The sequence below is a fragment of the Pseudotamlana agarivorans genome, from assembly GCF_001642835.1.
Lineage (GTDB): Bacteria > Bacteroidota > Bacteroidia > Flavobacteriales > Flavobacteriaceae > Pseudotamlana > Pseudotamlana agarivorans.
In genome coordinates this window covers 279,846-298,775 of the sequence record NZ_LXEI01000001.1, presented here as the reverse complement: position 1 = coordinate 298,775, position 18,930 = coordinate 279,846, and the positions used below count along the sequence as shown (strand labels likewise).

The 18,930-nt window shown below is 36.1% G+C and carries 19 protein-coding genes; 2 read left to right on the top strand and 17 right to left on the bottom strand.

Translation table 11 applies throughout. From position 1 onward, the window contains the following. Positions 1–43: 43 nt before the first annotated feature. Positions 44–1,255 carry a GTPase HflX gene (hflX, locus tag A6I66_RS01285; RefSeq protein ID WP_067144915.1) on the top strand — a complete coding sequence of 404 codons (1,212 nt, stop codon included), beginning with the start codon at positions 44–46 and terminating at the stop codon, positions 1,253–1,255. 24 nt (positions 1,256–1,279) lie between these two features. After that, positions 1,280–3,532 carry a transglycosylase domain-containing protein gene (locus A6I66_RS01280; protein ID WP_067144914.1) on the top strand — a complete coding sequence of 751 codons (2,253 nt, stop codon included), beginning with the start codon at positions 1,280–1,282 and terminating at the stop codon, positions 3,530–3,532. A gap of 179 nt (positions 3,533–3,711) precedes the next feature. Here A6I66_RS01280 and A6I66_RS01275 read toward each other — a convergent pair whose 3' ends face one another. The 17 genes from A6I66_RS01275 to A6I66_RS01195 form a co-directional block, all read right to left on the bottom strand. After that, positions 3,712–4,644 (bottom strand): DUF3078 domain-containing protein, encoded by a 933-nt coding sequence (locus A6I66_RS01275; RefSeq protein WP_067144913.1) that lies wholly within the window; start codon positions 4,642–4,644, stop codon positions 3,712–3,714. Between the two features lie 79 nt (positions 4,645–4,723). After that, on the bottom strand, positions 4,724–5,668 hold the full coding sequence (locus tag A6I66_RS01270; protein ID WP_067144912.1) for a DUF3078 domain-containing protein: 945 nt from the start codon (positions 5,666–5,668) through the stop codon (positions 4,724–4,726). 57 nt (positions 5,669–5,725) lie between these two features. Then, positions 5,726–6,232, bottom strand: a complete 507-nt coding sequence (locus tag A6I66_RS01265) for a DUF2480 family protein (RefSeq protein WP_067144911.1) — start codon at positions 6,230–6,232, stop codon at positions 5,726–5,728. Positions 6,233–6,323: 91 nt separating this feature from the next. Beyond that, the gene (locus tag A6I66_RS01260; protein ID WP_067144910.1) at positions 6,324–6,647 is read right to left on the bottom strand and encodes an SUF system Fe-S cluster assembly protein; all 324 of its coding nucleotides are present in this window, start codon (positions 6,645–6,647) and stop codon (positions 6,324–6,326) included. A 73-nt stretch (positions 6,648–6,720) separates the two neighbouring features. After that, positions 6,721–7,143 (bottom strand): SufE family protein, encoded by a 423-nt coding sequence (locus A6I66_RS01255; protein WP_067144909.1) that lies wholly within the window; start codon positions 7,141–7,143, stop codon positions 6,721–6,723. A 130-nt stretch (positions 7,144–7,273) separates the two neighbouring features. Further along, on the bottom strand, positions 7,274–7,750 hold the full coding sequence (locus tag A6I66_RS01250) for a hypothetical protein (RefSeq protein ID WP_067144908.1): 477 nt from the start codon (positions 7,748–7,750) through the stop codon (positions 7,274–7,276). 144 nt (positions 7,751–7,894) lie between these two features. Next, positions 7,895–9,109, bottom strand: a complete 1,215-nt coding sequence (locus tag A6I66_RS01245) for an aminotransferase class V-fold PLP-dependent enzyme (RefSeq protein WP_067144907.1) — start codon at positions 9,107–9,109, stop codon at positions 7,895–7,897. Positions 9,110–9,235: 126 nt separating this feature from the next. After that, entirely contained in the window at positions 9,236–10,549 is a 1,314-nt protein-coding gene (gene sufD, locus A6I66_RS01240) for a Fe-S cluster assembly protein SufD (protein ID WP_067144906.1), read from the bottom strand. Between the two features lie 60 nt (positions 10,550–10,609). After that, a complete protein-coding gene (locus A6I66_RS01235; RefSeq protein WP_067144905.1) occupies positions 10,610–10,999 on the bottom strand; it encodes a four helix bundle protein in 390 nt (129 codons plus the stop codon). Between the two features lie 32 nt (positions 11,000–11,031). Then, positions 11,032–11,784 (bottom strand): Fe-S cluster assembly ATPase SufC, encoded by a 753-nt coding sequence (gene sufC, locus A6I66_RS01230; protein ID WP_067144904.1) that lies wholly within the window; start codon positions 11,782–11,784, stop codon positions 11,032–11,034. Positions 11,785–11,788: 4 nt separating this feature from the next. Next, the gene (locus A6I66_RS01225; RefSeq protein ID WP_067144903.1) at positions 11,789–12,175 is read right to left on the bottom strand and encodes a hypothetical protein; all 387 of its coding nucleotides are present in this window, start codon (positions 12,173–12,175) and stop codon (positions 11,789–11,791) included. Between the two features lie 24 nt (positions 12,176–12,199). Next, positions 12,200–13,648 carry a Fe-S cluster assembly protein SufB gene (gene sufB / locus A6I66_RS01220; RefSeq protein ID WP_067144902.1) on the bottom strand — a complete coding sequence of 483 codons (1,449 nt, stop codon included), beginning with the start codon at positions 13,646–13,648 and terminating at the stop codon, positions 12,200–12,202. A gap of 137 nt (positions 13,649–13,785) precedes the next feature. Next, positions 13,786–14,115 (bottom strand): HesB/IscA family protein, encoded by a 330-nt coding sequence (locus tag A6I66_RS01215; protein ID WP_067144901.1) that lies wholly within the window; start codon positions 14,113–14,115, stop codon positions 13,786–13,788. 197 nt (positions 14,116–14,312) lie between these two features. Further along, positions 14,313–15,377, bottom strand: coding sequence for a cytochrome-c peroxidase (locus tag A6I66_RS01210; RefSeq protein ID WP_084399374.1), 1,065 nt, complete (start codon positions 15,375–15,377; stop codon positions 14,313–14,315). A 3-nt stretch (positions 15,378–15,380) separates the two neighbouring features. Then, complete coding sequence (locus tag A6I66_RS01205; RefSeq protein WP_067144900.1) at positions 15,381–16,151, bottom strand: MbnP family protein; 771 nt, start codon at positions 16,149–16,151, stop codon at positions 15,381–15,383. A 1-nt stretch (position 16,152) separates the two neighbouring features. Continuing rightward, positions 16,153–17,493 carry a hypothetical protein gene (locus A6I66_RS01200; RefSeq protein WP_067144899.1) on the bottom strand — a complete coding sequence of 447 codons (1,341 nt, stop codon included), beginning with the start codon at positions 17,491–17,493 and terminating at the stop codon, positions 16,153–16,155. An 8-nt stretch (positions 17,494–17,501) separates the two neighbouring features. Beyond that, positions 17,502–18,821 (bottom strand): choice-of-anchor B family protein, encoded by a 1,320-nt coding sequence (locus A6I66_RS01195; protein WP_245683411.1) that lies wholly within the window; start codon positions 18,819–18,821, stop codon positions 17,502–17,504. Between the last annotated feature and the right edge of the window lie 109 nt (positions 18,822–18,930).

Sequence of the window (18,930 nt, the reverse complement as noted above, 5' to 3'; positions counted from 1 at the left end):
TAATGGTAGCAATTGTGTAACTTTGTATAATATATTTATTTATATGATAGAAAAGAAGGATGTCGCTTTAGAAAGAGCCGTATTAATCGGTATCATTACTAAAGATCAAGATGAAGAAAAATCTAAAGAATATTTAGATGAATTGGAGTTTTTAACGTTTACCGCTGGTGGCTATGCGGTGAAGCGTTTTACCCAGAAAATGGAGATGCCAAACTCTAAAACTTTTATTGGAACTGGGAAGATGGAAGATGTGCGCGAGTTCATTGAAGCGAACGATATTAGCACAGCTATTTTTGATGACGAGTTATCGGCAGCACAAGAACGAAATATTAGTAAAATTCTAAATGTTAAGGTTTTAGATAGAACCAATTTAATTTTAGATATTTTCGCTCAACGTGCCCAAACTAGTTATGCGAGAACGCAGGTAGAATTGGCGCAATGTGAATATTTACTACCCCGTTTACGTGGTATGTGGACTCACCTTGAACGTCAAAAAGGGGGTATTGGTATGCGCGGACCTGGTGAAACCGAAATTGAAACCGATAGACGTATTGTTCGTGATAAAATAGCCTTGTTAAAATCGCGTATCAAAACCATTGATAAGCAAATGGCTGTACAACGCGGTAACCGTGGTAAAATGGTTCGTGTGGCGCTTGTAGGGTATACCAACGTTGGGAAGTCAACCCTCATGAATGTGATTAGTAAAAGTGATGTGTTTGCCGAAAATAAACTCTTCGCTACTTTGGATACGACCGTTAGAAAAGTGGTGATTCAAAACCTGCCTTTTTTACTTAGTGATACGGTAGGGTTTATTAGAAAATTGCCTACCCAGTTGGTAGATAGTTTTAAAAGTACCCTTGATGAGGTTAGAGAAGCCGATTTATTATTACATGTAGTTGACATTTCACACCCTAATTTTGAAGAGCACATCGCCTCGGTTGAAAAGATTTTAGGTGAAATTGATAGCAGCGATAAACCTACCATCATGGTTTTTAATAAAATTGATGCTTATCAACAAGAACCTATCGAAGAGGATGATTTAGCAACCGAACGTACCGAAAAACACTATTCTTTAGAAGAATGGAAAAGTACTTGGATGAGTAAAGTAGGCAATAATGCCTTATTTATTTCTGCGCTTAACAAGAAAAACTTAGAAGAATTTAAAAAACGGGTGTATGATGAAGTACGAGACATTCATGTGACTCGTTTTCCTTATAACCACTTTCTTTACCCCGATTATGAGGAAGAAGATTAATAACCTTTTGTATCTTGGATATTTATGAAACATAGTATTAAAAAGATATTACAGAATAAATGGATAAAACGGTTGCTACTTTTAGTGGTAGCTGTTTTTTTATTTTTTGTGGGTTTGTACTTTAGTATTTATCTCGGACTTTTCGGAAAGGTGCCAACCACGCAAGATTTAAGTTTTATCATTCAGGAAGAATCTACCGAAGTGCTAGATAAGGATGGTGAACTCATTGGTAAATATTATATCTATGACAGACAGCCTTTAGAGTTTGAAGATTTCCCCAAGCATTTAATAGATGCTTTAGTGGCTACAGAAGATGTGCGTTTTTTTAATCACGACGGCATCGATAATGTAAGTTTACTACGTGTTTTCGTGAAAAGTATTTTGCTTCAAGACAAATCGTCTGGAGGCGGAAGTACCATCACACTTCAGTTGGCTAAAAACCTTTTTGGGAGAGACGACTACTGGTTTTTTGGGATTGTGGTCAATAAATTCAAAGAAAGTATCATTGCCAAGCGTTTGGAAGAAATTTACACTAAAAATGAAATCCTAACCCTTTACTTCAATACGGTTCCTTTTTCAGATAACACCTATGGTATTGAAAGTGCTTCTCAAAAATTCTTTAATAAATCAACAAAGGAGTTAAGCATTTCTGAGGCGGCAACCTTAATAGGAAGCTTAAAAGCAAATACCTATTATAATCCTAGATTACATTTAGATCGCAGCCAAGAACGTCGTGATGTGGTACTTTCTCAAATGGAAAAGTATGGCTACTTGTCGGCCGATTCCTTAGAAGTTATTACAGAAACGCCTGTGGAGTTAAATTACCGGTCGTTTAATCATGACCAAGGCGTGGCACCTTATTTTAGAGAGCAGGTTAAAAAAGAATTATCAGCCATTTTGGATACCCTTAAAAATTCAAATGGCGATGCTTACGATTTATATAAAGATGGATTAAAAGTATATACCACCTTAGATTTAAAAATGCAGCAGCTTGCGGAAGAAGCCATGAAAACGCATATGGCTAAACTTCAAAAGGATTTTGAGGCATCTTATGGAAAAGCAGGACCTTGGACGAACTCCAAATTAATTGATGCAGAGGTTAAAAGATTACCCAAATATAAGCTGTACAAGGAGCAAGGTTTATCGGATGCTCAAATTCAGGATTCGTTGGCTGTAAAACGCGATGTTGAATTGTTTTCTTGGGAAGGTGACACCATTCAAAATTTGAGTGTAAGAGATAGTATTAGTCAGTTTTTAAAATTTTTAAACACAGGCATGTTGGCCGTCGACCCTAAAACCGGAGCTGTACGAACTTATATAGGAGGTGTCGATTACCGCTTTTTTAAATACGATCATGTGTCGCAAAGTGAGCGCCAAGTGGGGTCAACCTTTAAGCCTTTTGTGTATACGGCCGCCATTCAAAATGGTATGGATCCTTGTGAATATTTCTCATTGGCAGAAGTGACTTATACGAATTACAAAAACTGGACGCCAAGTAATTCTGGTAGCAGCGAAGAGGATGCTTATGAGAATTATTCTTTAGAGAAAGCCTTAAGTCATTCGGTAAACACCATTGCTGTTAAGGTGTTGAATAAGGTTGGTATTTCTAAGGTTATCGAGCAAGCCAAGCGTATGGGCATCACTAAGGAATTGCCTAACGAACCTTCCTTGGCTCTTGGTGTGGCCCAAATCAATTTAAAAGAACTTACGGGTGCTTATACCAGTTTTGTAAATAATAGTCATGTTGCCAAACCGTATTATATCACGAAAATTGAAGATCGTCATGGCAATGTTATCGCTTCTTTTGAGCCTGAAATAGCAGAAGAAGAAGCCTTTAGTGATTATACTAGGCAAGTGATGCTTCACATGATGAAGGCCACGGTAAATCATGGTACTGCTAAACGATTAAGAAGTAGTTACGGTTTAAAAAATGATATTGCAGGTAAAACAGGAACCACGCAAAACAATAAAGATGGTTGGTTTGTAGGCATTACACCAAAGTTAGTTACCGTGACTTGGGTGGGGAATGATAATCATAGCATCGGATTTAAAACCACAGGAATGGGGCAGGGAGCCAATTCTGCATTGCCCATTTTTGGTGAATTTTATAAAGCTTTAAATGCCGATAACGCTTTCGCGGAAATTACCAAAGCTCATTTTGAAGCGTCATCTCAACAAGTTATTTCAGATTTAAATTGCGAACCAGAAAAGCGTGATGGATTTTTTAAGCGTTTGTTTAAGAGTAAGAATAAAAAGAAAAAGTTTAAGGGCGATTAGCTCTAATGGGTAAGTTGAAATTTAAAAGGTCTTAAAAGTTAATTTTACGTCAATCTGAATTTATTTCAGATTCTCATAATCATTGAAGTTCAATATCATGAGATTCTGTGTCGAGCACAGAATGACGCTTGTTTTAACTTTTAAGACCTTTTTTGTTATGAACAGAAGTGGTTTATACGTTAAAAATTAACGTTGATACCAAGTCCGAAAACTTCACGAATTTGAAATCCTTTAAAGGCATCGTCATCATAAACAGTTTGGAAAGTGAAATTGGTTGAAAATACGTCGTTTATTTTCATTACCACATTCAAAGTATAATCGATATCGGTATTCAAGGGTTTATGAAGGTAATCGGAGTACAAGCTTAAAGTGTTTTCCATTGATATATTTTTCATAATGTCAAGCTTGTAATAGGCTCTAATGTTAAGACCAAACTCATATAATAGATTCTTTCCAGGCGGCACACCAAAAGTTTCTACATCATTACTAGACTCATAAAAAACGTTGTTTTCGTCATCGTCGTTAATGGTAAATATTTCATCGGTAATGAAAGTGAACCTAGATGAAAGTGGTGCAATATTCACATTTAAGTTGTTGCTTTTTTTCCATAGAAAACCAGGACCAAAACTCCAATAAGCTGGTTTGAAAAATCCAGATGTTGGGTACAACTCATTGTCACCCATAAAATCGTCGTTATAATCGTAGCCATCGGTAAACTGGGTTTTAAAGTTCATATAGAAGGAAAAGTTCCAGTATTTTTTTTTCATAGCCCTTCCTACAACCGAGTTAAGCTCTAAACGGTCATCTGTTTTACGTCTGCCATCATCTTCGTTAATGTTAAGTCCGTAACTCGCTAAGATTTTATTATCCCATGACCAAGGGCCTTTATCATAATTGAAATCATAGTTTACAGATAGGTTCGCAGCCAAGTTGTTATCGCCACCAGGTTGCCAGTTTGAAAATGCCGATTGGTTGACAAGTAAATTTATTTTACCAACGGTAGTCCAGCCTTCGGGGGTAATAATAGTGTCTTTAACTGTCGGGGTTTTTTGAGCATGAATGGCAAGAGTACTCAAAACTAAAAAACAAAAAATATGTAATGATTTTTTCATACGTGTTGTTGTTTAAAATTAAGGAAAAAGTAAAAGCGCCGATTAAGGCGCTTTAGTTAAGTGTTATAGGGTAATGGTGTTAAAAAGCATAGCTTAAACCAAAGGTCCAATAGGTTTGTAAGTCGTTATCAACGTTGTCAAACGTAGGCTCCGTTTGTGCTGGGATAGCCGTCGGATCGTAGTTGTCAAGTGCAAAATTTAAAGCTTCTTGTTTGTTGTCTCTTAAACCAAATTCAAATCCTAAACCAATACCTTTCCATACTTCGTAAGCAAAAGTGTTTGTCCATGTCCAGTTTGATAAATCAGAACTTTTATACGATTGGAACATCGATAAATTAGACTTTAATTTTAATTTCCCAATAGATTTCGAGTAGTTAGCAACTATTTTAGCACCTAAAGAGGAATCGAATACGGTAGATTCGTCGCTAAATACAATATTGTAGTTTAAAGGGTGTATAACCACTACTAAATCGCTAATTGGTGTCCAGGTTACACCAATACCTAAATCTAAGTAACCAGGATCGTTAAAATTGTTTAGTAAAGTTGTTCTGTACTCACCTAAGGTAGAAGCGGCCAATGTTTTACTAATTTTATAACCATAAAGCGATGTTAAAGTAAAAACATCAGTAGCTTGTCGGTAGCTATCATCATCTGTTGGATCATCTTTATCATCAAATTTCACCCAGCTTAAATTGATGTTTGCTGTATTATACCAAAAATATTTTTCGCGGTTTAACTTCGCAAAAGGGTTAACTGTAATGGTAACGTTACCTGCTGAATTGTTAGGTGTACCCTGAGCATACCAATTGTTGAATTCTGATAAATTAGCACCAATAGTACCAAAAGCACCATAATGCCAACCTGGGAATTTTTCTATTTGTTTTTTAAGGGCATCAACTTCAGATTGTAGTGCGCTAATAGAATCTTCTTTTTGAGATTTTAAGGCTTCTAATTCTTCTTTAGTTTGTGCGTTTAAGGAAATAAAACCCATAAATAAGGCACAAATTAGTAGCGTTTTTTTCATAGTTTTTAAGTTTTTAATAAAATGGATTGATTTAAAAAGTTTGTTTAATATTAAGGGTTATTTGTTTTTGTATAAGGGTACGGACGAACAGGCTTCGCCATACATAATGGATTTAGCAACCGGCTGCAATTTATTAGCAAGCATGATGTAGGCATTTTGAGGGACTGGTTTGTTCGAGCAACCTTTTATAATAATAGGTTTTCCTTTAAATTCAGAAACATCCAATTGCTTAATCACGTCTTGGTATATGGACGTTTCAAGGTTGTCCAAACTACCAACTACAATTTTTTTTGCAAAAGGTTGCAATTGAATACTAAGCAACATATAGGCCCATCCTGGAATGATGGCATCAGAACTACAGGTTAAGGCAACATACTGGTCTTGAAATTGATTCCAATCGAAGTTGGCAACCTGCTCTCTAAAGTCTTTTTCACGAAGCACAAAACCTTCGTAAAGCCAATCTTTAATGTCAAATAACACACGGTTGCCTTTAGGGTAATAATCCTCTAGGTTTATCGTGATTAATTTGCTATTCGCTACGCGATTGATGATTTCATCAGCCATATAAATGTTTGTTTTTTTAATATACCGTTAAGTGATATTTTGTGGAAGAAACAGGAGCAATTAATTGTTAACTTTTAATTATTAATTAATTCTAAAGCATACCCAATTCCAATTTCGCCTCTTCGCTCATCAGTTCTTGAGTCCAAGGTGGATCGAAAGTAATTTCAACTTCGGCATCCTTAACTTCGTCAAGAGATTTTACTTTCTCTTCTACCTCTAAAGGAAGGGTTTCAGCAACAGGACAATTAGGTGTTGTTAAAGTCATTAAGATCTTAACATCATTGTCTTCGTTAACAAAAACATCGTAGATTAATCCTAATTCGTAAATGTCTACTGGAATTTCAGGATCGTAAATAGTTTTTAAAACGTTTACAATTTTTTCGCCGAGTTCGGCGGTATCTATATTTTCACTCATAATCTTATAATTTTATTTTCATTTCCGCGCAGGCGGAAATCTGTTTGTTATGCTTCCTGTTTTTTTACAGAAATTATTTCAACTGAGTCTGATAAGCAATTGCATACATTTTTAATTGCTTTATCATACTGATTAGACCATTTGCTCGGGTTGGCGATAAATGTTCTTTAAGGCCGATTTTATCAATAAAATCAGTTTCTGAATGAATGATATCTTTAGGATGCTGATTAGAAAAAGTACGAATCAGAATCGCAATAATACCTTTGGTGATGATGGCATCACTATCGGCAGTAAATACCAATTTATCGTCTTGCATTTCGGCATGTACCCAAACTTTACTTTGGCAACCTTTAATGATGTTGCTGTCCGTTTTGTATTGGTCTTCGATAAGGGGTAAATCTTTCCCTAAATCAATCATATATTGGTAGCGTTCTTCCCAATCTTCAAACATTGAGAATTCATCTATGATTTCATTTTGTATCTCTTCTATACTCATTAATCTCAAATTTTAAGCAAAAATACAATATATACAGTTATTAGGTAAATTAAGGTTTTAAAATACCACTGAAATATCAGATTCTTGTGTTTTTATTTTCTTTAAGGAAGCTTAATTGGTTTCTCTTTCCTTATTCCATATTAGTAGCCAGATCTGTAATTTCTTTTACTAGTGCCTTAATGGCTTCTGGCGGATTGCCTTGGTCGAAGGCTTGAGTTTGGTAGGTATGTTCGTTAAGGGTGACTTTTAGTGTGGTTTGTGCTGCACCGTCAAAGGCGTAATTTTTACTTGGTGCTTTTAATTTTGGAATTTCTTTTAGTTGAATACCATCTAGAAGTTCAAGTAACCGTTCCCATTCTGGTTGTGGAAGCATGACAGGTGCTCCAGGTTTTCCTCGCTTTTTACTAACGACTATGAGGTTTTCAATAACTCTAATTTTATAATATGAATTTCTTGTGGTTGCCAGATATTCAAAAGTAATTAAGCCTTCGGAAGCCGCTTGCTGTTCTTTAGAAACACCAGCTTGAGTTTTTGCTTTAGTAGTACTTAAAGTATCACAAGTTTTTAATGACAATAAGACTATAAAAAGAATGTTTACGAGTTTCATAATCAAAAACTTAACGAGGTTTGTTAGCGAAGTTAAAATAAATTATTGAAACTTTTATTTCAGAAGGTTCAGCTTGACTTCAAAAGCAATGTTATGACATATAACCGACAATCTGATAAAATAAAGAAAACTGAAGGTATTTCCTTAAGCTAACATCATTTTTGCTTTTTTAACGCCTTCCACAAGACTATCTATTTCCGCTTTAGTATTATAAAAAGCTAATGATGCTCTAACGGTTCCTGGAATTTTATAGTAATCCATGATAGGCTGTGCACAGTGGTGTCCCGTTCTAACGGCAATACCAAGTTTGTCTAAAATAGTACCTACATCGTAAGGGTGAATGCCTTCTAAGTTGAATGAAATCACCGAGGTTTTGTGTTTTGAAGTACCGTAAATTTTTAAACCTTCAATGTTTAAAAGCTTTTCCGTAGCGTATTCCAGTAGCTCATTTTCATAATTTGCTATGGCTTCAAAACCGATGTTGTTCATATAATCGATAGCTGCTCCAAAAACAATACCGCCGGCAATATTTGGTGTACCAGCTTCAAACTTATGAGGCAATTCGGCATAGGTGGTTTTTTCAAAAGTAACTTCGGCAATCATTTCACCACCACCTTGATATGGCGGTAATTTTTTCAGCCAAGCTTCTTTTCCATATAAAGCGCCAACGCCTGTAGGACCACACATTTTATGAGCAGAAACCACATAAAAATCGACGTCTAATTTTTGAACATCAGGTTTGATATGTGGCGCAGATTGAGCTCCGTCAATAAGAACGGCTGCTCCAACTTCATGGGCTTTTTCAATAATGTATTCAATAGGATTTACGGTGCCTAATGCGTTTGAAACGTGATTTGTAAAAACGAGTTTCGTATTTGCAGAAAGGAGTTTATCAAACTCACTCATTACCAATTCGCCATCGTCATTCATAGGAATAACTTTTAAAGTGGCTCCAGTGCGTTCACAAAGCATTTGCCAAGGCACAATATTAGAGTGATGCTCTAAGGCCGATACAATAATATCATCACCTTTTTTTAGAAGTGATGAAAATCCATTTGCGACTAAATTGATACCATGGGTAGTTCCCGAAGTGAAAATGATTTCATGAGAAAACTTAGCATTAAAATGCGCTTGTATTTTATAACGTGCTTGCTCGTATAAATCGGTGGCCTCCTGACTTAAAGTATGAACACCACGATGAATATTAGCATTGTAATTTGAATAGTAGTCTACAATAACATCAATAACCTGTTTTGGGGTTTGTGATGTTGCTGCATTATCAAAATATACTAAAGGTTTGCCATTTACTTTGCGAGAAAGAATGGGAAAATCTTTTCTGATGTCTTCTACGTTGATCATGGCTTGTTTGGTCTGGGCCCCGATTGAGGCGTTGTTGAAGCTCCTCTCAGAGAGTCCTTGGATCCCGCTTTTGGTACTTTAACCGAAAGCGGGAAGGAGCTCAAAAAATAATTTGTTTAAGAGAAATTAAAGGTCGAAACCTATGCTAACCCCCAATTTGTTAGCTATAATTTTATTGATACGTTGTTTAATTTCAGGTATTTTAACCGAACTTAACACGTTATTACTAAAGGCATACATTAAAAGTGCCTTAGCTTCTTTTTTAGGAATACCACGCGATTGCATGTAAAACATGGCACTTTCGTCTAGTTGACCAATAGTACAACCGTGAGAACATTTTACGTCGTCGGCAAAAATCTCCAATTGTGGTTTAGTATTGATCGTTGCTTTATCGCTTACTAAAATATTGTTGTTCGCTTGGAAAGCGTTGGTTTTTTGGGCTTCTTTTTCTACAATAATTTTTCCGTTGAAAACTCCTGTAGAGCTATCACCAAAAATACCTTTGTAATCTTGATGACTCTCACAATTAGGTTCGATATGGTGTACCAAAGTATTGTGATCGACATGTTGTTTGTCGCCAAGAATAGTTACCCCTTTTAATATAGAATCGATGCGTTCTCCTTCTTGGAAGAAATTAAGATTATTTCTAGTTAATTTTCCACCAAATGAGAATGTATGTACCGAAGCAATACTTTCACGTTGTTGCTTAATGAAGGTATTATCAATTAATGAGGCATTTTCGGCATCATTTTGAATTTTGTAATAATCGACAATAGCACGTTTTTTAGTGAAAATTTCGGTTACACTATTGGTTAAAACAGGGTTTTCTGTTAAACTTTGGTGACGCTCGATAATTTGAACATGCGCATTCTCTTCAGCAACAATTAAATTACGAGGCTGAAGTAGGGTTGCCGATTCGTTTCCTGTTGAAAAATTGATAAACTGAATGGGTTTATCGGCAATTTTATTTTTAGGAATGTGTATATAAACACCTTCTTGTGAAAACGCCGTGTTTAACGATGGTAAACTATCGGTAGTCGCTGCTTTATTGAAATGGTTTTCAATAATTAAGCGGTATTTCGGATTTGTTAAAGCAGAAGACATTAAGCACACATCGATACCATCATGTGTGGTGTTGGATAAATGTGATGAATATTTTCCATCGATGAAAACCACATGATATGTGTCGATTTCGTGGATGAAATATTTTTTAACATCTTTATAATCTAATGCATTTTCTTGCTTTGGGAAAACGCTATAATCTTCTTTTAATAATTTATTTAAAGAGGTGTATTTCCAAGCTTCTTCCTTTTTCGTAGGAAAGCCTTTTTCTTCAAATATTTTTATAGCTTCAGATCTAACATTATGAACGTGAGTGTCGACATCGACCTTGTTTTCAAATGCTAAAAATGATGATACTAATTTGTCTTTTAAATCCATTGTTATAAATCGTTTCAAGTTTAAGGTTTAAAAAGTTTCAAGTTGTTGACTCAACCCTAATTACTTAAACTTGTTTCCTTTAAAATCTTTTTTGTTCAGATATAAAATGAAAGCGGATAATCGCTTGCTTAATTGTTCATAATCTGATACTAATGTTCTGAATTTTTCTTCTGAAATATATTCTGAATCAAAAACTCTATATAATTGTGACCTTGCTTCTCCAGCTGAACCTTTTGCTATTGAAAGAAATTGACGAAATTCTAAGTTTCCATCTCTTTCAAAGCCTTCAGCGATATTATCCATTACGGATCCGGACGACGCTTTTATTTGGTCTTTTAATCGATAATCTGTTTTTAAATCTGTTTCGTTAGCAATGTCTTTTATTTGATTAAAAAGACGCCTAGCTTCTTTCCATGTTTCTAAATCTTCAAATTTAGTTATCGTTGCCATGAACTTGAAACATTAAACCTTAAACAGAAAAACTATAAAGAGGCTTCTTCTTTAATCCAATCGTAACCTTTGGCTTCTAGCTCGTGAGCTAATTCTTTACCACCAGATTTTACAATTTTCCCGTTGTGTAAAACGTGTACGAAATCTGGAACGATATAATCAAGTAAACGTTGGTAGTGTGTAATAACAACTACAGCATTGTCTTTACTTTTTAGTTTGTTTACACCGTTGGCAACGATACGAAGGGCATCGATATCTAATCCAGAATCGGTTTCATCAAGAATAGCCAATTTAGGTTCAAGCATCGCCATTTGAAAAATCTCGTTACGTTTTTTCTCACCACCAGAAAAACCTTCGTTTAACGAACGTGATAAAAATTTACGATCGATTTCTAACATTTCAGACTTTTCGCGAATAAGCTTAAGCATATCTTTAGCAGGCATTTCCTCTAAACCTTTTGCTTTTCTAGATTCGTTAATCGCTGTTTTGATAAAGTTTGTTACCGATACACCAGGGATTTCAACTGGGTATTGAAACGACAAAAACACACCTTTATGTGCGCGTTCTTCAGCAGCTAATTCTTCAATGTCTTCACCTTCAAAATAGATTTTACCTTCGGTTACTTCATACTCTTCTTTACCTGCAATTACAGAAGAAAGCGTACTTTTTCCTGAACCGTTTGGTCCCATAATGGCATGAACTTCGCCTGGTTTCACTTCAAGGTTAATACCTTTTAAAATGTTTTTATCCTCAACACGTGCGTGTAAATTCTCAATTTTTAACATACTTCTATTCGTTTCCTATTTTTACAACTTCGTTATTTTCTTTCGAGTTAGGTGTTACTTTAAGTATTTCTACAATTTCAACCTTATTGTCCCAAAGTATAACGTCGTCTTTTTGATCTGTAACTTTTCCTTTAATCTCCACCAAAACCATATCTGTTGGTTTTGTTTTGATTTTATCTGCTTTGCTATTAAGCTCCTTTAATTTTTCAGAGTCTAAAACACCATATATTTTACGGTGTGTTTGGATAACCCCAGCACCGTCAAAATACACAAATTCACCTTTTATGGTTGTGAGTTCGTCGTCGCTATAAACGGTGTTCTCTGTTTTAGATTCGGATTTACAGCTTATAAATGCTGTAAGAATTAATGTGATAAAAAATATTTTTTTCATTTTAAATCGCTATAGATTCCTGTTTTATCCTACACTACCTTCTAAACTAATTTCTAATAATTTTTGTGCTTCAACAGCGAATTCCATTGGAAGTTTATTTAAAACCTCTTTACTAAATCCGTTTACAATTAAAGCAATCGCCTTTTCTGTATCGATACCACGTTGGTTACAGTAGAAAATTTGATCTTCACCAATTTTACTTGTTGTAGCTTCGTGTTCTATTTTTGCCGTTTTATTTTTAGCTTCTATATATGGGAACGTATGTGCGCCACATTCATTACCCATAAGTAAACTATCACATTGTGAAAAGTTACGGGCGTTTTCTGCTCTTGAATTAATTTGTACTAATCCACGGTAACTGTTTTGTGATTTTCCTGCTGAAATTCCTTTAGAAATAATGGTTGATTTGGTATTTTTTCCCAAGTGAATCATTTTTGTTCCTGTATCGGCTTGTTGGTAATTGTTGGTTACGGCAATAGAATAAAATTCACCTACCGAGTTATCACCTTTTAAAATACAAGATGGGTATTTCCATGTTACAGCAGAACCGGTTTCTACTTGTGTCCATGAAATTTTAGCGTTTTTCTCACATAAACCACGTTTGGTTACGAAGTTGTAAACACCACCTTTACCTTCGGCATTTCCTGGGAACCAGTTTTGAACGGTTGAGTATTTTATTTCGGCATCGTCTAAAGCAATAAGCTCTACAACGGCAGCGTGTAATTGATTTTCATCTCTACTTGGTGCCGTACAACCTTCTAAGTAACTTACGTAACTCCCTTCATCAGCAATAACTAGCGTACGCTCAAATTGTCCGGTACCTGCTTGATTGATTCTGAAATAAGTTGATAATTCCATTGGACATTTTACGCCTTTTGGAATGTAACAGAAAGAACCATCACTAAATACGGCCGAGTTTAAAGCGGCATAGAAATTATCTTTTTGAGGCACTACAGTCCCTAAATATTTTTTTACTAATTCTGGATGCTCTTTAATAGCCTCAGAAATACTCATGAAAATAATACCCTTTTCTCCTAAAGTTTTCTTGAATGTTGTAGCAACAGAAACAGAATCAACAACCACATCCATGGCTACGCCTGCTAATTTCTTTTGCTCATCAAGAGAAATACCTAGCTTTTCGAAAGTCGCTAATAATTCTGGATCTACTTCATCAATGCTATCGTACTTAGGCTTGCTGTTTGGGGCAGAATAATATGAAATCCCTTGAAAATCTGGTTTTGTATAATGAACGTTTGCCCATTCTGGCTCTGTCATTTGTTCCCAAACTCTAAAGGCTTCAAGTCTCCAATCGGTCATCCATTGTGGCTCCTCTTTCTTCTTAGAAATAGCGCGTACAATATCTTCGTTTAACCCATTAGGAAACGTATCAGATTCAATATCGGTATAAAACCCGTATTCGTATTCTTTGGTTTTTAGCTCCTCGCGTAAATCATCCTCGGTATACTTGCTCATATTTTTAATAATATTGTTGTAAAGTTGAAAGTAAGCATGTTATAAAGTTGAGTTTAGGTATTTTATTAACCCACTTAACAGTTTCGAAACTTCGTTTACTTTTAACTTTAATTTTTTAAATTAATTCTCAACCTCTGTTATAGCGAAAATGATTCGCCACAACCACAAGTTCGGTTGGCATTTGGATTGTTAAAAACAAATCCCGTCCCATTCAATCCACCTGAATATTCTAAAGTGGTGCCAATTAGATATAAAAAACTTTTTTTGTCAACAATGATTTTTACACCATTGTCTTCAAATACTTTGTCATCATCTTGTTGTTCTTTGTCGAATTTTAAATCGTACGACAAACCAGAACAACCACCGCTTTTCACTCCAACGCGCACATAATCTGTTGAGGCGTCATAACCATCATCGGTCATAAGCTCAATCACTTTCTTTTTAGCAGTTTCAGAAACTTTTATCATAATTTATGTTCGATTTTATCATGTTATATTTATTGTTGTACATGGCAACTACTATCTTTAAAAATCAGTGGTTAAAATTATATTAATTTATTCTATTTAAACCGATTTTTAAAATAGAGTGCAAATATACAATATAAGTCATGCATTACCACATAACCTAACATTATATTAGTTAATAGTTTTATAGTTTTTTGTTATTATTTGTTAATAGAAGAATTATTAACAAATTCATAATCAGATAGGGAAAGTAGAAATTTTTTTAAATCGGCTTTGTCTTTATCTGATAAATTTACACCACCATTTGCCACTTTTTTCATGAGCGGATCTATGGTCGCTGAATTTTTTAAACCTTCGCTGTAGTGGTTGATAACGTCTTCCAAAGTTAGGAAGCGTCCGTCATGCATGTAAGGTGCTGTAAAAGCTAAGTTTCTCAGTGATGGCGTTTTAAATTTGCCGTTATCGGCAGGGTCGCCGGTTATCGCGCCTAGCCCCAGATCTTTAAAGTTTTCATCTAAACCGTTGTTATGGAATATGTTGTCTGTCCATAACGGATTTTTGTCACTGCCGTGGCAATGAAAACAATCGCCGCGGTTTTCGTCCATAAAGACCTCAAATCCGTTGCGTTCTTCGGGGGTTAAATCGGCTTCACCAAGTAAATATTTGTCAAATTTTGAATTCGCAGAAATTAGGCTGCGTTCAAATTGGGCTATGGCTTTTCCAACCAAAACCGAATCAATTTTTGAAGTCCCAAAGGCTTTTTCAAAGAGCTCCGGATATTCGGCATGTTGCTGTAATTTGTTTTCAACGACGGGCCATGTGTTTTGCATCTCCAAGGGATCTGTAACTGGAACAAATACTTGATGTTCTAAGCTAAAGGTTTTGCCGTCCCAGAAGAAAAGTTCGTCGTAATTCCAAGCTAAATTAAAAAGAGGCATCGCATTTCTACTTCCTAAAGTCCCATTAACACCCGAGCTGATGCTTTCCGAATCTGAAAATGCTAATTCTGGCGCATGACAATTGGCACAGGCCAAACTGTTGTCTATCGATAAAATAGGGTCGAAAAAAAGCTTTTTACCAAGTGCAATTCCTTCTATAGTTTGGGGATTGTTTGCTGGTATGACAGGTGATAAAATAAGCGATTCAAATAAAGGTGGAATATTTAAAGGGCTAGGGGTTGGGACATAGCTAGCTTCATTTTCTTTAGAGCAAGCTGTGCTTATGAAAATGACAAGAATAAAAAGATATGTCGGCCATTTTTTCAAAGTTTAAAACGGATTTACAGATTCTAAACTGAAGACGTTTTGACGATTTTGGTACATCATCATTTGGGCATCAAAGTTAGGCATTAGCATGTTGTTTAGTTGATTTAAATCCCAGGTGTTTGGGTTTTTAAACCATTCGGCAATATTCATATTCATGTTAAAATTTGTGCTCTTACTTAGGTTAACAGCTCCTATGTCAACAGTAAAAAAGGTGTCTTCAAAAACCAATGGCGATTGGGTGTTGTCTACCGCTCTTATGTAGTGATACGCATAGCCAGTTTCAGTATTCGTTGCATCTATAAACTTGCCTTCTAACTGCATAAAATGGTAACCGCCACCAAGCATTTCTGGGACGTTCCATGATGCCGAATTCAAATCGGTGTAATTCATGTAATTGTCTTCATTATTAAAACCAAAAGTGAAATATACATGGCTGTATTCTCCTGGTGGTATGGTGTTATTTGGGGTGAGAGATAGGGTGTTTTCTTGAGTTAAATCGACAAGGAAATAGTCGTCAAACGTAAAATATTCGCCATTTGGTTTTTCAAAAGTAATCCTAGAAATGAGGTAGCGTAATTTTGAAATACTAAGCAGTTCTCCATGAGCATTGGTGAATTTTAGGCTGTTAAAATCCGTGGCTGTTACAGGTGTGTCGTCCCATGAATGGTTAAAATTGAATGTGACTGAAGTCGGAAAAACGTCATCGTCTAAATCTTTATGGCATGAGCACAGGATCATACATAGGAGGCAGGTTGTAGCAAGTATTTTATTCATGTTATTGTTTTAGTTTAAAAAGTAGTAAATCTGAAAAACCTTTATTTGAAGGTATATCTTCGTTGGAACTGTTCGATTCTCCAACGCCGATAATGTTATTGTTATTAAGTTCGATGGCATTAAAAGCTAAATCAACAGCGCTTCCACCAATAGTTTTTTCCCAAATCAAGTTTCCTGAAGCATCGATTTTTATAATCCAAGCATCATTTTGGCCTTTGTTTTCCGAAACATCGGCATCTATACTTCTTGAGTTTCCTGAAATAATAAAGCCTTGATCTTGCGTTTTAGAAATCGATCGACCCGAGTCGAAACTTGTTCCACCATAAGTCTTTTCCCAAATGAGTGTTCCGTCTGGCGATATTTTAACCACCCATAAATCGGCCGCACCATGATTATAACTAACGTCTAAATCGTCACTTCTAGTATCGCCTACAATCATATAATGGCCGTCGTGAGTTGCTGTTATAGAAAATGCTTCGTCGATACCAGAGCCTCCAAAAGATTTTTCCCAAACTAAAGTGCCTGTGGCGTTTATTTTTACCACCCAAAAATCGTAAGTCCCTTTGTTGTTGTTTATGTCTACATCATCACTATCGGAGGAGCCTACAATGAGATATCCTAGATCTTCGGTTTGTACGACATCGTAAGGTGTGTCGGTAAATGTTCCGCCGTAATAATGGCTCCATTGTTTTTCTCCTAAGTGATTTAGTTTTATCGCCCAACAATCACCTCCAGCATGTCGTTTTGCAAAGGCTAATTTGCTAATGCCTTCACCGCCTGATGCTGTGACGTCTAGGTCGCCAATAAGGAGGTAGCCCCCATCTGCTGTTTGAATGACTTTTCTACCATTATCGGGCCCTGAAAACCCAAAAGATTTTTCCCAAAGGATATCTCCGGTCGTATTAAGTTTGGTCATCCAAAAATCTGTAGCGCCGTTATTTTCCGAGACATCGCGATCGCTACTTTGACTATAGCCAAAAATAGCATAGCCGCCATCTGATGTTAGAATGCAGCTTGTGCCTCTATCGTCCAGGCTTCCTCCGTATGATTTTTGCCATTCTAGCTCATTATTTTGATTAAATTTTAGAAGCCAATAGTCAAACGAATCGTCGGGTTTATTGGTGACATCGAGATCGTTGCTTTGAGTGTGTCCAAAAACAGCATAGCCGCCATCGTTGGTTTTAATGATAGATTTCCCGCTGTCATTTAAGGAGCCGCCAAAAGTTTTTACAAAGTCAATATCTCCAGGAGTGTAGTCTGGCTTTTCTTGAGAGTCGTCGTTATTAGAGCAGCTTGATGCGTACAGGCAAACCAGAGTAATTATAATTTTAAAATAACGCATAGGTTAAATTACAAGTCTTTTTTTCTTATCACAAACAAGCCACGGTTAATGTCGCTTACAATAATATTGCCACTAGGAAAAAACGGGTAAACGCTCCAAGCCCCATTAAAACTGGTATTGTCGTTTTCTGGGTATGTATCGAAATAACCAGTTTCAGAAATAGTTTTGCCTTCAATATTTGAAATGTTGATTTCGCGAAAACCTGCTGTGTAGCTTGCTTGGTAATAAACATCATCTTTAATATACCCATTGTGGTCTATAGCCGCTGTTGGGCCTAGGTAATCCATGTAGTATTTAGGGGCTTCCAAGTCGGTGAAATCGAAAATAATGGTTCTGGTTTGGTTACCAATGTTAACCTCATCTAATTCATCTCCTAGAATAAAATAAGTCATATCTTCAGTAAACCACCCTTGATGGGTGTAGCCTACATTATTATAAGTTATAGATGATATTTTTAATGGGTTAGATTTGTCTGTAACATCAACAATAACTACTTCATTTTCATTACTACCAATAAGGATTTCTCTATTCGCATACCGTGTATCAGGACCATTATAGGTGATCACTTGGGCATCATGAGCATAGCCAGGAAATCCGCCAGCATCGGTTGGGTTTATGGGGTCTTGAATATTTATGAATAGCGGCCCACCAGCATAAGTGCCCGATCTCGTCGTGCCAACGGCATAGGCAAAACCAGATGCTTCATTAATAACCATATTGTGGGCGCTACCAAAACCTGTGTAACGGCTATCGGCAGTGAATGTTTCGGGAGGATTACTCACATTTCTAAGTCTGGTAAGATCGAAAATTTGCATGCCATGATCGCTAGCATTATCAGCCACGATATATGCATGGTTGTTGTAGACTTTCACATCACGCCAAGAGCTATTAATAGTAGCTGTTGGTAATTTACCAAGGAAAACAGGAGCGTTTGGCTGGCTGATGTCTACAAAAGAAACACCACTAGAAGCGCAAAATAAGGCATATTCTTTTTGCGTTGTAGGGTCGGTCCATCCCCAGCAATCTGTTCCCGAAGCACCGGTTTCAGCCAGTGTTTCAATAGGCATATGAGCCATTAAATTGTATTCTTGACAAGGATAGATATCTGCAAAACCGTCTTCGCAATAAGCAAGTGGTTCAAAAGGATAATCGGTGTCGCAAGCATCGCCAATACCATCGTTGTCGCTGTCTTCCTGGTCTGGATTTGCAGTTTCTGGGCAGTTATCGTTTTCATCTTCAACACCATCGCCATCGCCATCAGTAATTTCTGTTGGATCGTCAATGGATTCTGTTTTGCAGGAATTTGTTGTTACTATTAAAAGGAACACGAAAACAATGCTTAGGTATTTGGAGATTCTTTTCAAGGTGTTTTTATTAATTAACTAAAAAGGTTTTGTTTTGTGATAAAGGTAGTAAAAACAAAAATAGCTTCTTATT

What these genes read in the sequence shown, in the direction of transcription:
- A6I66_RS01225 (WP_067144903.1), bottom strand. Translation starts at nt 12,175, where the DNA reads ATGAAAAAAATATTTTTTATCACATTAATTCTTACAGCATTTATAAGC.
- A6I66_RS01275 (WP_067144913.1), bottom strand. Translation starts at nt 4,644, where the DNA reads ATGAAAAAATCATTACATATTTTTTGTTTTTTAGTTTTGAGTACTCTT.
- hflX (WP_067144915.1), top strand. Translation starts at nt 44, where the DNA reads ATGATAGAAAAGAAGGATGTCGCTTTAGAAAGAGCCGTATTAATCGGT.
- A6I66_RS01250 (WP_067144908.1), bottom strand. Translation starts at nt 7,750, where the DNA reads ATGAAACTCGTAAACATTCTTTTTATAGTCTTATTGTCATTAAAAACT.
- A6I66_RS01215 (WP_067144901.1), bottom strand. Translation starts at nt 14,115, where the DNA reads ATGATAAAAGTTTCTGAAACTGCTAAAAAGAAAGTGATTGAGCTTATG.
- A6I66_RS01270 (WP_067144912.1), bottom strand. Translation starts at nt 5,668, where the DNA reads ATGAAAAAAACGCTACTAATTTGTGCCTTATTTATGGGTTTTATTTCC.
- sufC (WP_067144904.1), bottom strand. Translation starts at nt 11,784, where the DNA reads ATGTTAAAAATTGAGAATTTACACGCACGTGTTGAGGATAAAAACATT.
- A6I66_RS01205 (WP_067144900.1), bottom strand. Translation starts at nt 16,151, where the DNA reads ATGAATAAAATACTTGCTACAACCTGCCTCCTATGTATGATCCTGTGC.
- A6I66_RS01245 (WP_067144907.1), bottom strand. Translation starts at nt 9,109, where the DNA reads ATGATCAACGTAGAAGACATCAGAAAAGATTTTCCCATTCTTTCTCGC.
- A6I66_RS01260 (WP_067144910.1), bottom strand. Translation starts at nt 6,647, where the DNA reads ATGAGTGAAAATATAGATACCGCCGAACTCGGCGAAAAAATTGTAAAC.
- sufB (WP_067144902.1), bottom strand. Translation starts at nt 13,648, where the DNA reads ATGAGCAAGTATACCGAGGATGATTTACGCGAGGAGCTAAAAACCAAA.
- A6I66_RS01200 (WP_067144899.1), bottom strand. Translation starts at nt 17,493, where the DNA reads ATGCGTTATTTTAAAATTATAATTACTCTGGTTTGCCTGTACGCATCA.
- A6I66_RS01255 (WP_067144909.1), bottom strand. Translation starts at nt 7,143, where the DNA reads ATGAGTATAGAAGAGATACAAAATGAAATCATAGATGAATTCTCAATG.
- A6I66_RS01265 (WP_067144911.1), bottom strand. Translation starts at nt 6,232, where the DNA reads ATGGCTGATGAAATCATCAATCGCGTAGCGAATAGCAAATTAATCACG.
- sufD (WP_067144906.1), bottom strand. Translation starts at nt 10,549, where the DNA reads ATGGATTTAAAAGACAAATTAGTATCATCATTTTTAGCATTTGAAAAC.
- A6I66_RS01280 (WP_067144914.1), top strand. Translation starts at nt 1,280, where the DNA reads ATGAAACATAGTATTAAAAAGATATTACAGAATAAATGGATAAAACGG.
- A6I66_RS01235 (WP_067144905.1), bottom strand. Translation starts at nt 10,999, where the DNA reads ATGGCAACGATAACTAAATTTGAAGATTTAGAAACATGGAAAGAAGCT.